This is a genomic window from Streptococcus suis, assembly GCF_024509555.1.
GTDB lineage: Bacteria > Bacillota > Bacilli > Lactobacillales > Streptococcaceae > Streptococcus > Streptococcus suis_AD.
Map to the genome: position 1 here is coordinate 1 of NZ_JAMWEL010000007.1, position 14,547 is coordinate 14,547.

The window sequence follows — 14,547 nt, forward strand, 5'->3', positions numbered from 1 at the left end:
TACGATATCCTAGAAAGGTTAGAAATCAGGTCAAAGTGATTACCATGGATATGTTTAGTCCCTATTATCAACTTGCTAAACAGCTTTTTCCGAATGTAAAAATCGTACTCGACCGCTTTCATATTGTGCAACACCTTAGCCGTGCTATGAACCGTGTCCGTATTCAAATTATGAATCAATTCGACAGAAAATCGCAGGAATACCGAGCCTTGAAACGCTACTGGAAATTGATTCAACAAGATACCCGTAAACTCAGCGATAAACGATTTTATCGCCCTATGTTTCGCATGCACTTGACTAACAAGGAAATTCTAGAAAAACTCCTATCCTACTCAGATGAACTCAGACAGCACTATGAACTCTATCAATTTCTCTTGTTCCATTTCCAAGAGAAAAACTCAGTTCATTTCTTTGACCTTATCGAACAGGAAATAGCCAATGTTAATTCTATTTTCCAGACGGTATTTAAGACATTTCTAAAGGATAAAGACAAGATTGTAAATGCTATGGAATTGCCTTATTCCAACGCCAAACTGGAAGCTACTAACAATCTCATCAAAGTCATTAAGAGAAATGCCTTTGGTTTCAGAAACTTTGAAAATTTTAAAAAACGCATTTTGATTGCTTTGAACATAAAGAAAGAGAGAACGAAGTTCGTCCTCTCTAGGTGTTAGCTTTTCATCTACCCACTACAGTTGACAAAGAGCCAAAAAATTGTAATGTTTGAATGCAAAAAAGACTAGCACATAGCTAGTCTTCCAATGCGGAGAGTGGGACTTGAACCCACACGATCTAAAGCGATCACAGGATCCTTAGTCCTGCGCGTCTGCCAATTCCGCCATCCCCGCTTAACACAAGAACTAGTATAACATTAAGAATTGACCTTGTCAACACTTTTTTGAAAAAAATTTATTACTAAATTCTCAGGTAAATTCTCAAAGTAAGTGAGAGTTCTGATAGGATTAGTTGCTTGAATTAAGAACAGGACAACTTTGAGTGGTCGTGTTAGGAACCCGCTCCCAAACTAGCTTTAGAATTCTCAAATTTATAAACGTAATCATTCCCTGTTTCTCATTCATTTTACTATAAAAAAACAAGCTACCTCTATTAAATATTGTTACTAGAGATAGCTCGGCTTTTTTAGGATAGGTAATCAGTAAAAATCAATTAGATGGTCCGCGCTTTTCCGCTATCAGAATCCCCTATAGAAAATACATACTTATGACCTTGAGTTAGGCTGTGATAAAATCCTTTGCCTTCGTATATTTGAAATACCTGCATTAAATCATCACTGGTATCCTTATAAATATGCTGATAGTAGGGATTGTTTGAAAAAATCTTTTGTAAGTAGTCATTATCCACTTGTCTTGCAAGACCCTCTACTCTTACCACTTGAATCAGATAACCTTCCTCTTTCATGGCTGTCATAGCTACGTGATTATTTGAAATTAGCTGATTATAGAAGTGGGTTTCTTTGCTTGTCATAAAGAATATGCCACTTTCATTAGCAGCGACTATATGTATATGACGAGCGTGTGGCTTTCCTTGTTGGTCTACAGTCGCAAATACTCCAAGCTTCATTTCTTCTAGCAACTGCATTATTTCTCTTATTTCCATAACGTACACCTCTTGAAATCGTTTTCTGTATATACTTGTAGTATATCAAAATTTTCATTTTTAGTTAAGTCTATTTGTTGCGATATCCCATCATAAGACGTTAAATTTCTTCTCTCCCTTAGAAATGGATGTAGTATTTCTACTATGACACCTGTTCGGGAGCTGTCCCCACATCCTTTTCCCTATGATTATCAATATACCCCTTAAAAGCAACCTTCTTACATATTGAACCAGATGGATAAATCATCATCGGAAGTATAGTATTTCCAAGCAACCGAAAAGCAAGTTAGATGCTGATAGTCTTCTATCCATTCACGAAAATAGGGAATTCCTAACATGTTTTCATCTACTTCTTCTTCATCGTATGAGTATGGGTGCGCGACAATTCCAATATCATAATCGCCAACTTGCCAATTGTTCCCGTATTGATGTTCACCGCCTAAGTTGTCAATCAGTCTGGTAGTTCTAAAGTCAATATCTGTACAAATCGATAAACTCTTAAAATCAACAAAATTCGTATCAAAAGGTTTTATATGGTAAGAACCTTCCACAAAGTACTTGTCCTCAGGTTTTGGATATAAGGCTATAATTGACATTTTTATGGGCTGACCGTTTAATTCCAACCAGAAATTGCCGACTGGAGTTTTCAAGAGGTCGTAAGCTACCGATGAATCGGCTGGGATTTTTTCTTCCGATAAATCACATGTATGGCTGTGAGTTAGTAAATGCTCCAATTTTTCGGCAATCATTTCCGACCACTCTCTTGATTTTCCTAGTACGGTTTTTATTTTATCCAAAGGATAGGGAGGACGGTCTGCTGGAGCAGTAAAGATAGCCACTACTGGAACATCTTTTTTTACAGCTTGCTTGCCAACTGAAACTTGCACCCAATCTCCCTTATTTATGGTTTGGTCAGGACAATAGTAGGTATAGGGTTTGCCGTCAACTGAAAATTGTACCTGGCAAAACCGCAACATTTTATTGGGTTTCCATAAAAGTTCCGGCTCGAGAGTACGTTTTTCAAAGTAGTGCACCTCATCCCTGTCCCACCAGTCCTCTGTCATCCAGCTATTACAATAAGGACAAAAATGTTCGTCATAATCATCTAAATAACATGGGACTTTACCACAAGACGGACAAAGCTTCCCATCCTCATCAATAAAACCATCCAATTCAACCCCATTGATGTAGAGACCATATTCGTCCTCCAGTTCATACACATGCGTTTTAACCGAATGGTCTGCATAACTCAACCAATCATTTAAGGATTGACCTGCTATACTGTAGATTACTACTTCGTACCATCTTTCTCTCAAGGACTTCCCATCAAACAGAGGAGAAGAAAATAATGGGGCAGAATTCGTAAACCTTCTTTCATCCGTTTGCTTGTTTTCCCTTATCCAATATGGTTGCTCCACCTCTTTTGAATAACCAAATGAACGGAGCTCACTTTCTTCATCTGTTTCAAAAGAAAAATTGATTTCTCCAGGCATCATCCCCGCCTCAAATTCTTGCAAGAAATAATCATACTGCAAACGAGTAATGGCTGGATGCCTTTCTGTAGTCGGTTTATGGGGAATTCCCAACTTAAAACTTTCTGCTGAGAAGGAAAAATAGCCATTCACAAGCTGAAATTGGAAAGTAGTGCCATTATATAAAACTTCATAAATCCACCAGCTTGAAATCCCCTCCATGTCTTGCATTCTAAAATCTGTTACTCCCTGGCATTCCAAATCCCAAACCAAGGCTGGCTCATTGGAATGACTTTCCGCTAAACAATCCTCCTCAATGGTTAAACGTAGACTAGCTGACTGACTATCATAGGAAAAGGAGCCAATCAAATAATCATGAAACTGTCCAACAGATAAGAAATAATCAACCAATTTCCCAGGATCGGTAATGTAGCCTATTCTTTTTGTCCACATGATATTCTCCTCTCACAAATCACTCCTCATAATATCTCGGTAGGTCCAACAAGGTAGCCCTGTCGAGCCAGTTAATCTTATTCTCCAATAGATAATACCAGACAATATGATCTGAGTCGGCCAGTGCTTCTTCAAACTCATATCTAGCCTCTGCCCATATTCCAAAGTCATCACCTAACAAACAAATCGCTTCTTTGATACCATGATTCCAATAAAAGCGAGAAACATAGATACAATTCTCTTCAACCGCGTACCACTCTAGGTTATGGTCCATCTGAATTGCCGCTTTAATAGCAGCAATGGGATAGGAACGTTTGGTCGCAAATGTGACAACCATCAAACCATCCGAACGTATCTGGTAGGTGAAACCATAACCATAATAGATATACTCACCAAAAAGTTCTCCGTACTTGCCAATGTTTTTAACACCCACCAGTTTGTTAAAACTAATATACGGTGGATCAATCCTTTTTTCGTCTATCGGGTAGTAATCTAAAAAGTAGGTTTCAAAAAAATCTTTGGAACAAATGACCTGCTGATAAACATAATTTGCCATAACATATCCCCCTCCATTCCTAGTTTTAGTATAGCACCTTATCTAAAAAAACTTGCCAAAAATGACAAGTTTTCCTTCAATATTATCCAAAAGATTTATCTATCAACCCCTACATCGTACCTTCCTTGGCATACGGAACAGTATCCACTTGTAAGAAGTTTTTCCGACTGATGGTGTCAGGTAGGGTGCCAAAGATGAACTCCAAAGCGATCTTCTGGATAATAGCCGTTGGCGCAAAGCCGTAAACTTGCTCTTCCAAGATATGCTTGAGCCGCTCATGCCTTTCTGGAAAGGCTATAGGAATCGTTCCTTATCCGCTGTCACTCTCACCTCTCAACATATGCAAAACAACCAAGGAAGCTTTTCAAAAAAACACGAAAAAAGCACCCATGAGGTAAACTCTTGAGTGCTTTGAAACGTTGATATATCGCAGTATATTAACGTTTTGAGAATTGTGAAGCTTTACGTGCTTTCTTAAGACCTGGTTTCTTACGTTCAACCATACGAGCGTCACGTGTAAGAAGGCCTGCGCGTTTCAATGAATCGCGGAAGTCTGGGTCTACTTGAAGCAATGCACGCGCGATACCGTGACGGATCGCACCTGATTGACCACCGTAACCACCACCGTTCACGTTAACGAAAACGTCGTATGAACCTTGTGTTGAAGTTACTGCGAATGGTTGGTTGATAACCAAACGAAGGTCAGCGTGTGGGATGTACTCTTCTACATCTTTTTTGTTTACTGTGATTTTACCAGTACCTGGGACCAAACGTACGCGTGCAACCGCGTTTTTACGACGACCAGTACCTGTGTATTGTGCTTGTGCCATTTAGATTACGTCCTTTCCCTTAGATAAGACCTGAAATATCAAGTACTTCTGGTTGTTGTGCAGCGTGAGTGTGCTCAGCACCTACAAACACTTTCAATTTCATGCCTTGTGCACGACCAAGTGTGTTGTGTGGAAGCATACCTTTAACTGATTTTTCAATCAAACGAACAGCGTTTTTAGAACGCAATTCACCAGCTGAGATTGATTTCAATCCACCTGGGTGGTTTGAGTGAGTGTAGTAGAGCTTATCAGTTGCTTTTTTACCAGTTAATTTCACTTTCTCAGCGTTGATAACGATAACGAAGTCACCAGTATCAGTGTGAGGTGTGAAAGTTGGTTTGTTTTTACCGCGAAGAACGCTAGCAACTACTGCTGAAAGGCGTCCAAGAGGTACATCAGTAGCGTCTACTACATACCATTTACGTTCAACTTGGCCTGGTTTAGCCATAAATGTTGTTTTGTTCATGATTTCTCCTATACGAATCGTTTTTGTTTACTGGGCGGATGTTCCGGTCCGCGGGTATTTGGAAGGTTCCGGGGCCTTTCAAATGGGGTAAACAATACCGTCTACCATTCTATCAAAACTACTGTTCTCCGTCAAGTTATTTTACTTTACTTTTTTTATTTTTTGAAAGATAGCAGAGCTGCCGAGAATGAAAGCCTTGGCATCTACTACTCTTCTCTAGTTCGCTTCCAATCAAAATGTGTCCCACTTACGCTATAGGCATGATAACCTCTCTTATTTAGAAAGGCCGCCGCCCGATTGGCATAGGTACAGAATAATCCCCTACAATATAGAATAATTGGTTTATCGCGCTTTAGTTCCTCTAAATGCTCCTCCAATTGACTGAAGGGAATATTCACCGCTCCATCTACATGCTCCAGCTCAAATTCACTAACGCTTCTTAGATCAACTAGTTGTGCCTGGCTAGAAAAGACCTTATCCTTGGCTTCATCTAAACCAATTGTTTGGATTGCTTTATCTTGCTCAATATAACTCTTTTCAATCCACCCTAACATCGGCGACCGTTCTTCACTAATGGAATGAATATCAGACAAGAGTTTTTCTACTATCGGGGTGGAAATACTGTACCAAATATATTTTCCGTCTCTTTCAATTGAAACGAGGGATGCTTCCTTCAGAACTTGCAAATGCCTAGATGTATTAGCGGTTGTCATATCGGTCATTCTGGTTAGCTGTTCTACCGTCTTGGGTCCATGAATTAAACGGTGAAGTATCTCCAAGCGTTTTTCACTAGAAAGGGCTTTGGCGATCCGAACATATTCTAAAAATACTTGATCCATATAGTCACGATCTTGACTCATGATGACTCCTTGCTAAACTTACTGTCTCCATTATAGCATATAGTAAAAATACTCTGCTAGTCAGAACTAACAAAGTATTTGTCCTTAATAATCTAGGAATTAGAGTTCTAATTTCTTGGCTACCGTATTACCTAGCACTCCACCCGTAACCAGAACAACTAAGAAAATCCATCCCGACAGAGAATAATTCGCAATCGGGGTAAAGAGAGCCCCTACATTACAGCCATTAGACAACCGCGTTCCAAAGCCCATCAATAAACCACCCAAGGCAAAGAAGAAAGCCTGTTTTGGAGTAATTTTCAACTCTGATTTGGCTACTTTGGTAAAGGTACCTGAAGTCAACAAGAAGAAAATTGTCCCTAACATGATTCCAAAGTTTTGTGTGCTAATTGGGTGTTCAAAGAATGGTGTTGAAAATGCTCCCTCTGGCATCAGGGTAAACTCCGCCAAACTACTTGCATCTATACCAAACAGCATCAAGAATTGGCCAAACCATAAACCGTAGGGAGTACTTGCACCCCAACCTGCTTTTGTCACTCCCATTAAGAGAGTAAAGAGAACGGCAAGAATAACCGCAGCTTTACGCAAAGACCATGCCTTTACAAACAAGCGATCATACCACCCTGCCTCATCCGCTGGACTTTCCAAAGACTCTGCCACTTCCATATCTTGAATTTTCTCGCCAAAGTGACCAGTATAGGTACCGGCTTGCTTGCGTTTGTTTTCATAACGATAAGAAAGCCAAATGACAATTCCACAGAGGAGACCGGTAAACATCAATGCTCCTAGATATCCACCCAGTCCATCAAATTTGAACAAGTCTGGTAGATAGACCCCTCCATATAATTTAGAACCCACTTCACTTGTAAACCAAGATTGTGTAATCCAACTAGCTGAATTCTGAATAGGGAATCCAATAAATACGCCAAAGCAGAAAAAGACCAATGTAATCAATCCACGAGGCAAGGCTGTCACCAAATCAGTCAATACGCCTGAGGCACAACAAGAAGAGAAGGTCATCCCAAATCCAAATAAAATCCCTCCCAAGAGAAGACCTAGATTAATGGGATTCACCCAAAGATCGTAAGAAGAAGCATCTGCATTAAATAGAAAAGCGGTACTCAATAAAGTTGTAATAAAGAACATCATCATCATGGTCCGCATCAAGCGTGTAGAGCCTGTTCGATAGGCACGATTGACACTACCTGCAAATCCTGTATACCCTCGACTGAGTGTGTAGCCAAGAGCCACACCTATCACCAGCCGAAAGAATAGCATATCCGATGACAATAATTTCGGCCCCAAAATCAGAATAGCTGCTCCTAATAGAAAACCGCTATAACGTTCTACATGTTTCATAAAAACTCCTTTTTATTTTGTTTATTCTTTGAAAAATGAAAATAAAGAAATCCTAAACCGACCCAAATGCCCAAAATTCCAAATGAATAAGGAGACAACTGGCTCGGTGAATTTGGGAAAACAAGCAATAGTACAAACACAATCCCCACTAGCATTCCCAACAAACTTTGATACTTCATAACTCGTTTTTCTGTCAGCCGACTACTCACATAACAAACATAAGCGTAGGTGACTGCCGCCATCAAACTGGACAAATCAACGATATAAGAAATAACACTTCTCCCCAAGAGTGGCATCAGAATACTTACAACCGTTACAAACCGTAAAGCATTTTCTGGTATCTCATATTGATTTTCCTTAGCAAAGTGAGCAGGAAGTAATCCATGCGTCGCTAGAGAAGCTAATACTCGGCTACTTCCAACTAAAAAGCCGTTGATTCCGCCAACTACTGCAGCAAAAAGAGCAAGGCATAGACCAACAAAACCAACCCAGCCTGCATGTTCTAAAATGGCACTCCCCAAAGCCCAATCAAGTTGACTAGCCTGACTTGGAGAATAGGCTAAGGCTGTCATCACATTCAACATATTGTAAATGAGCATCCCAATTATAGTTGCTAGAATCGTCATTCTTGTTGCGAAACGGAAAGGGAAACCAAGATCAGTCAAGACCTGCGGTACAATATCAAATCCAACAAAAAGAAAGGGAATAATGGCCAACACCTTCAAGATCGCAACGCTATCAATCTGAGACTGCTCTAAATAACTAGCCGCAAACTGAACACGATTTCCAGAAACGAGCATATAGATACAACTCACCACTACAATGGCTACCAGACTTATGATCAATATCTTTTGCAAACGCATGGAAAGAGAGACTCCCTGCAGATTGACCCAATAAAATACCAGAATTACTACTGTAGAAATCAGTACATCCGTGATATAGACTGAATAGGAAGCCGCAGTATAAAGATATCCAAAAGAAATGCCTCCGAAAAGTTGTTTCAGAACCAGTACCACCGCAGTAGCATTCAAGGGAATCAAGGTCAGATAGCAAAATGTCAAGGCCCAGCCTACTAGAAAACCATGACCTCTTCCTAAATGTACGAATACATAGGAAAATTCTCCGCCACGTTCATGATGGTATTCAATCATGACATGGTAGCCCATCTGAATAAAATAAATCAGTACAGCTCCAAGCAAAAATGCAACTGCCGTGTTAAGAACTCCTGCTTCGGGCAGAAATTTATTCCCTGGCAGATAGAAGGCACCCCAGCCAATAACCGCCCCAATTACTAAGGAAATAACATCTAATTTTGATAAGGTCTGTCTGCCACTAGTCAAAGTTATACCCCGTCACGATTGGTCTTCTATCAGTCGTTTTATCCTTGAAATATTCATAATAACTCAAGGCAAGAAAGGAACCTTGGATATTGATAATATTCTCAAAGCCATAACCTTTCAAGGCGCGGATAGCATAATAGCTATTCCAAGAGGTCCGACAATGGATGTAAACCGGTCTGTCTTTCGGAATCTCCCCTAAGCGTTGTCGAATTTCATCGAGCGGAATATTTACTGCACCGATAACATGAGATTTGTCAAAGGCTTCCTTCCCACGAACATCGAGAATAAACGCACCTTCATCTACCAACTGACGAACACTTGTCACAGGTACTTGCTGATAGTCCCCATTGAGATAGTTGAGGCCGACAATTCCAGCAAAGTTCACCACATCTTTTGCAGTTGAAAAAGCAGGAGCATAGCATAATTCCAAGTCTTTCAAGTCTTCCAGATAGCCCCCGAAACTAATCACCGTCGCAATGACATTGATGTTCCTAACAGGATTGCCCTTGCTGATGGCCTGGGCACCTACTATTTTTCCAGTCGGATACTGATAAAGTAATTTAAAGTGCATGGGTGCTGCATCTGGCATCAACCCAACACGGTCGTTTGGGATAACCAAGGCAACGCGATAATCGATACCAGTCTTTTGGCAGTCTTTTTCATTTAACCCAGTACTAGCCGCATTCAAACCAAAGACACGGATGCAAGAAGAACCAATCACACCTCGATTGCGATTTTGTTTGCCCGAAATCGCATCTGCCACGTTTCGAGCTTGTTTTTGGGCAGGTCCCGCAAGAGGTAGCCTTGTCTTTTTACCTGTAATCTGATGCACGACTTCAGTAGCATCACCCACAGCATAGACATCTGGTAAGTTTGTTTGGTAGCGGTAGTCTACTTCAATCGCCCCTGTCTCCCCTAATTTTATGCCTGACTTGACTGCAAAATCAACATCTGGGCTGACACCGATAGCTACGATAACTGCTTGAGCGGGCAATCGTTTGCCACTCAGTAACACAACTTCCTTCTCTGTAATCTCGACAACACTATCCTCTAATATTAGTTGCACACCATTGTCATAGAGTTCCTTGTGCAGCATCTGAACCATATCATCATCAAACGGAGTCATGATTTGAGCACTAGCTTCAACAAGGCTTACCTCTTTGCCGGAATGGCGCAAACATTCTGCTGCCTCGACACCAATAAATCCGCCACCAATCACAACGATTTGCTCTGCTTTTGAATACTTTAAATGCTGATCGATGTTGCGAACATCTGACACATTCTTCAATGCGAAAACATGAGGAGCATCAATCCCCTTTATGCTAGAGGGACGAATTGCCCTTGCCCCAGGTGACAAAATGAGGGCATCATACCAATCTTGAAACTCTTCGCCAGTCTCAAGATTTTTTACGGTAACCTTATGTTCATCTGCAAGAATCTCTATCACTTCATGACGAACTTTGGCATCCAGATTATAGGTTTTCTTAAAACTCTCAGTATCATAAAAAACTAAATCCTCTACATTTTCGACTTCTCCGCTGAAATAGTTTGGCAAGCAACAGTTAGAAAAGGAAATGTCGTAACCCTTATCATAAATCTGTATCTGACTCTTTTCATCAATCCTACGAAGACGAGCTGCTACAGAGGCACCACCTGCAACACCACCTACAACTATATATTTCTTAGTCATCTTGACCTCCTTTGTGATTTTTTTCTCAAATACATTCTAACATTCAATTGATTGTTTGTCAACGGTTTCAAAATAAAAGAATGGACTTCTTTCCATTCTTCTAAAATTTACTCACCTACTGCCCTAGTTGTCCAGGCAAGACCAACTTTTCCTTATAAGGAAAGGTTTTATCAAATTCTTCCAAGATCAATTCATCCACCGTCTAGCCCGGCAGATCTGTAAACCACCAGTCCCGGCCATCCAAGGCTTCTGGTTGGAACAACTTGACCAAGAAATAATCGGCCTCTGGGTCTGCCTGATAGCGAATGCCGACCTCCTTACCCTTGACAAAACCAAATCGACTGTAGTAGTCAGGAAAGCCTGTAATGGCCACCAAGACCGCTCCGCTATTTTCCGCCTAAGCCAACGAATGCTCTAAAAGTGCCTGACCATAACCACAGCCTTGCTGGTCTGGCGAGATGCTAAAGGGACCAAAGGTCAAGCTAGGCAGGCGAGTGTTGTCCGCTGTAATCTCCGAAGCGACATAGAGGATGTGCCCCACCAGTTGCCCGTCGGCTTCCGCGATAAGATTGAGGTCAGCCACCACATGATCCTGCCCACGCAACTGGTGGACAATCAAGTGTTCCGTCGCACTCAGATAATAGGCCTTCAGTTTACTTTTAGTACAAGGCAACGAGTTGCAGACATTACTGGAGTACGGCAAAACGAGTTAACGATGTAATAAAAGATAAACTGACGGATGAAAGACATTCCAAAAGGCGTCACGTGCTTTCTCTTCAACCGCACGCTGATCTTTTTCTTCTTTTCTGATGATGAGTAACATTCTATCTCCTCACTGACTGCCCCATTCTAAAATAGGTGTGCCGTTTGCCTCTGACCGCCAAGGACAGGGCCAAGATATTTTCAGGGTCGGGCATACGACCGTAGCCCCCGTCTCCGATATGGTGGATGTCCGAGCCCACCCGCTTGTTGCTGAGTCCAAACTCTCGCACCGTCTGGCTGTCCGCACTCTCCTGACTGGTTCCAATGGTCGAAATAACCAGACCACCACGCGCCTTGACCTGACTGACAATCGGTGCCACGATTTCCTCCCGCACACCCGGTACTGTTCCGACCGCAGGAATGAGGACACCGTCTGCCCCCAGCTCCACAAAGTCCAGCAAGGCTTGACTATCCACGACCGACTCTCCCAGACCTGCACCGTGCATTTTTCCTGCAAAGATGAGACCTTCAAAGTGTTCTTTGGCAAGGCCAATAGCAGAGCGGATTGTAGCCATAGACACACCCGTAGCAGGATTACCTGTCAGCATGATGAAGTCTACGCCAAGAACTTGGGCCTGTCGTAGACTTTCTGGACTGACCTGACGACCTGTTTTTAAAAAGACCTGCTGGTCTTGGACCTCTTGGCTGCTATCCACAGGCTCCAAGTTAATCCCAACCAATCGACCCGTCAACCGCTTGATTTCAGCGATAGGATTGTCGCAGTCGTAAAAATCAACAATCTCCGGATGAAAAACATCTAATTCATTGAGCACTAAGAGGTCGCAACCAAAAGCAGCCATCATCTCCGCATTGGTCACCCCCGCAATCAAGGGAGCCGCTGTGACCACCGTTTCTCCCATGAGAATCCGACCTTCACTGGACAAAATGGACTGCTTGAGCTCCTCCTTGGTCGCTCCCAGCAAGTCACTAGCATAACAAGACAACAAGCGTTTCATAATAACCTCCAAATTGATATCGTTTTTGTAACCGCTTTCTGTTTCAGTAAAAAGAAAAGAGATTATCTCTCTTCTTTATTGATAGATAGGATAGCTAGCACCCCTGTACCTGTATGGGTGGCAATGATCGGCCCCAACTCAGTCAAGAGAACATCGGTCACACGGCTATCTTCCAACAAAGTCGCTTTAATAGCTTCAGCAGCTTCCAAATCACCTGTATAGGCCACCATGACCGTAGAATGATCCAAACTATCCAAGGTCAGGTTCAACATCTCCTTGATTCCTTTTTTGCGACCACGGATTTTAGCAATCGCTTCTAACTTTCCTTCCGCATTGAGCGCAAGGAGAGGCTTGATATTGACTAGACCGCCAATGAGGGCAGCTGCCTTGGACAAGCGACCCCCACGCACCAGGTGGTTAAGGTCATCGACCAAGAGGTAGGTCCGCAAGCGAGGCACCAGTTCCTCAATAAGTGCCTCGGTTTCTGCCAAAGTCTTACCCGCAGCACGCGCTTGAGCCGCCTGCATGACCAAGTAGCCTTCACCGATAGAAGCCGCCTTAGTATCTACAATTTCAATAACAGCATTAGGATAAGCATCCAAGACCATATCGCGTGCAATGGTTCCACTCTGATAGGTTCCTGAAAGAGCAGATGAAAAGGCTAGGTAAAGCACTTCTTTGCCTTCCTTGGCTGCCGCTTCAAAAACTTCTTCAAACTGACCAACATTGACCTGACTGGTTGTCGGAAGACCTCCAGTCGCCATCTTCTCCAACAGTTCCGCTGAGGTCAAGCGGTTTTCACCGACTGTTTCATAGGTTACGCCGTCTAGGTTAATGGTCAGACCAAGCACGGTCACATCATTTTCTTGGACCCAGCTGATTGGCAAGTCCGATGTCGAATCGGTTACGATTGTAAATGTCACTCCTTCATTTCCTCCATCATTTCTTTTAAGGCTTGAAAATTCCCATCTGACCAGGGATTGAGCCGTGGAGTATCGAGTTCCACCTGGTCCACAAACTTGTCCAAGTCCTTTTTGATGACCTTGGTTCTCTCCTCCAACTCACGTGCCGAAACCCGTAAAGCGCCTTGGGAGAAAACCACCCACTGTTCATTGAGGTCGCTGGTTGCGACGGAAACCTGCTTGCGACGGTCACTATTGAGCTGGGCACTAAGCCGTTCGATGTAGCTATCTGCCGTCTCTTCCTCATCTGTAAAAATGACCGATACCTTGAATTCGTCATACTGCTGGCGAAGACCTGGTACATGGTGAGCATCAAAGACACAAATGACCTCAATCTGTTCAAAGGCTGCGTAGTGAGACAAGGTGCGAAGTAAGGTCGTTCTGGCCGCATCTAAGTCTCCCTTTTTAAAATCCTGCTTAGTCGATTGCCAAAAGGCAATCATATTGTAGCCATCTACAATGAGAACTTTTTCTTTCATTTAGATTTTCTTCCGAAATACTTCGTACATGAGCACAGCGGCTGCCACACTGGCGTTGAGAGATTGGACATGGCCCTTCATAGGAATGGTAATCATCTCATCCACCTGCTTTTTGATATTGCTGGAGATGCCCTTGCCTTCGTTGCCAATAATAAGGGCTAGTTTGCCAGTCGTATTCCACTTGTGGCTTGGGGTTCCGTTCATATCCGTGCCAAATACCCAGAAACCAGCCTCCTTGAGTTTGTCTAGGGTTTGACTGAGATTGGTCACTCGGGCAATTGGGACATGGGCCACCGCCCCTGTTGAGGTCTTTGCCACAACAGGCGTCACGCCAACTGCTCGGTGCTTTGGAATGATGATGCCAGCTACCTGAGTGGCATCTGCGGTCCGCAAAATCGAGCCGAAGTTGTGGGGATCTGTCAGTCCGTCCAAGATGAGAATGAGGGGATTATCTTCCTGCTCTGCCTTTTCCAAAATCACCGAAAGGTCCGCATAGGCAAACTCAGAAACCCGCAGGACAAAGCCTTGGTGGACCGCACCTTCTGTCATGTCCGACAGGGTCTTCTTGGGCGTCCAAGAAATTGACACCTTTTTCTCTGCCGCTAGAGCCTTGATTTTTTCTACATTTTTTCCGCGTAAATCATCCTGAATGTAGAGTTTGTTGCCGGTGTTGGCATCCAAACTCTCCACTACAGCATGTACGCCATATACAATATCATTATGTTCCATGGTTTTATTATAGCAT

General features: G+C 42.6%; 16 protein-coding genes, 1 tRNA gene and 1 pseudogene. 1 reads left to right on the top strand and 17 read right to left on the bottom strand.

The genetic code is table 11. The features are described 5' to 3' along the window. Positions 1–674: ISL3 family transposase (locus NF418_RS04385; protein ID WP_256778593.1), on the top strand; the 674-nt coding region annotated here is incomplete at its 5' end. Between the two features lie 88 nt (positions 675–762). On the opposite strand, the gene NF418_RS04390 is transcribed toward NF418_RS04385, so the two are convergent. The 17 genes and pseudogenes from NF418_RS04390 to rlmB form a co-directional block, all read right to left on the bottom strand. Continuing rightward, positions 763–848, bottom strand: a tRNA-Leu gene (locus tag NF418_RS04390). A 319-nt stretch (positions 849–1,167) separates the two neighbouring features. After that, positions 1,168–1,617: a pyridoxamine 5'-phosphate oxidase family protein gene (locus tag NF418_RS04395; RefSeq protein WP_172054071.1), complete on the bottom strand. Its 450-nt coding sequence runs from the start codon at positions 1,615–1,617 to the stop codon at positions 1,168–1,170. Positions 1,618–1,835: 218 nt separating this feature from the next. After that, positions 1,836–3,542: a hypothetical protein gene (locus NF418_RS04400; RefSeq protein ID WP_256778594.1), complete on the bottom strand. Its 1,707-nt coding sequence runs from the start codon at positions 3,540–3,542 to the stop codon at positions 1,836–1,838. A 19-nt stretch (positions 3,543–3,561) separates the two neighbouring features. Then, entirely contained in the window at positions 3,562–4,098 is a 537-nt protein-coding gene (locus tag NF418_RS04405; protein WP_256778595.1) for a hypothetical protein, read from the bottom strand. Positions 4,099–4,207: 109 nt separating this feature from the next. Beyond that, positions 4,208–4,390 (bottom strand): annotated as a pseudogene (locus tag NF418_RS04410) (hypothetical protein); the annotation flags it as partial. A 145-nt stretch (positions 4,391–4,535) separates the two neighbouring features. Next, positions 4,536–4,928, bottom strand: a complete 393-nt coding sequence (gene rpsI, locus NF418_RS04415; protein WP_002942223.1) for a 30S ribosomal protein S9 — start codon at positions 4,926–4,928, stop codon at positions 4,536–4,538. 19 nt (positions 4,929–4,947) lie between these two features. After that, the gene (gene rplM, locus NF418_RS04420) at positions 4,948–5,394 is read right to left on the bottom strand and encodes a 50S ribosomal protein L13 (protein ID WP_256778596.1); all 447 of its coding nucleotides are present in this window, start codon (positions 5,392–5,394) and stop codon (positions 4,948–4,950) included. A gap of 206 nt (positions 5,395–5,600) precedes the next feature. After that, entirely contained in the window at positions 5,601–6,254 is a 654-nt protein-coding gene (locus NF418_RS04425; RefSeq protein ID WP_105109980.1) for an ArsR/SmtB family transcription factor, read from the bottom strand. A 99-nt stretch (positions 6,255–6,353) separates the two neighbouring features. Continuing rightward, the gene (locus NF418_RS04430) at positions 6,354–7,613 is read right to left on the bottom strand and encodes a YeeE/YedE family protein (protein WP_105109981.1); all 1,260 of its coding nucleotides are present in this window, start codon (positions 7,611–7,613) and stop codon (positions 6,354–6,356) included. Further along, the gene (locus NF418_RS04435; RefSeq protein ID WP_185738568.1) at positions 7,610–8,953 is read right to left on the bottom strand and encodes an APC family permease; all 1,344 of its coding nucleotides are present in this window, start codon (positions 8,951–8,953) and stop codon (positions 7,610–7,612) included. Before NF418_RS04435 ends, NF418_RS04430 begins: the two co-directional genes overlap by 4 nt. After that, the gene (locus NF418_RS04440) at positions 8,946–10,643 is read right to left on the bottom strand and encodes an FAD-dependent oxidoreductase (protein ID WP_256778597.1); all 1,698 of its coding nucleotides are present in this window, start codon (positions 10,641–10,643) and stop codon (positions 8,946–8,948) included. Before NF418_RS04440 ends, NF418_RS04435 begins: the two co-directional genes overlap by 8 nt. Positions 10,644–10,845: 202 nt before the next feature. Then, complete coding sequence (locus NF418_RS04445) at positions 10,846–11,019, bottom strand: hypothetical protein (RefSeq protein ID WP_161943951.1); 174 nt, start codon at positions 11,017–11,019, stop codon at positions 10,846–10,848. 21 nt (positions 11,020–11,040) lie between these two features. Continuing rightward, complete coding sequence (locus tag NF418_RS04450; RefSeq protein WP_161943952.1) at positions 11,041–11,316, bottom strand: GNAT family N-acetyltransferase; 276 nt, start codon at positions 11,314–11,316, stop codon at positions 11,041–11,043. Between the two features lie 151 nt (positions 11,317–11,467). Continuing rightward, a complete protein-coding gene (locus NF418_RS04455; protein ID WP_256778598.1) occupies positions 11,468–12,361 on the bottom strand; it encodes a DUF7916 family protein in 894 nt (297 codons plus the stop codon). Between the two features lie 62 nt (positions 12,362–12,423). Then, positions 12,424–13,284 carry a DegV family protein gene (locus NF418_RS04460; protein ID WP_256778599.1) on the bottom strand — a complete coding sequence of 287 codons (861 nt, stop codon included), beginning with the start codon at positions 13,282–13,284 and terminating at the stop codon, positions 12,424–12,426. After that, on the bottom strand, positions 13,281–13,802 hold the full coding sequence (locus tag NF418_RS04465; protein WP_256778600.1) for an NYN domain-containing protein: 522 nt from the start codon (positions 13,800–13,802) through the stop codon (positions 13,281–13,283). Before NF418_RS04465 ends, NF418_RS04460 begins: the two co-directional genes overlap by 4 nt. Continuing rightward, positions 13,803–14,531 carry a 23S rRNA (guanosine(2251)-2'-O)-methyltransferase RlmB gene (gene rlmB, locus NF418_RS04470; protein WP_256778601.1) on the bottom strand — a complete coding sequence of 243 codons (729 nt, stop codon included), beginning with the start codon at positions 14,529–14,531 and terminating at the stop codon, positions 13,803–13,805. It lies immediately after the preceding gene. Between the last annotated feature and the right edge of the window lie 16 nt (positions 14,532–14,547).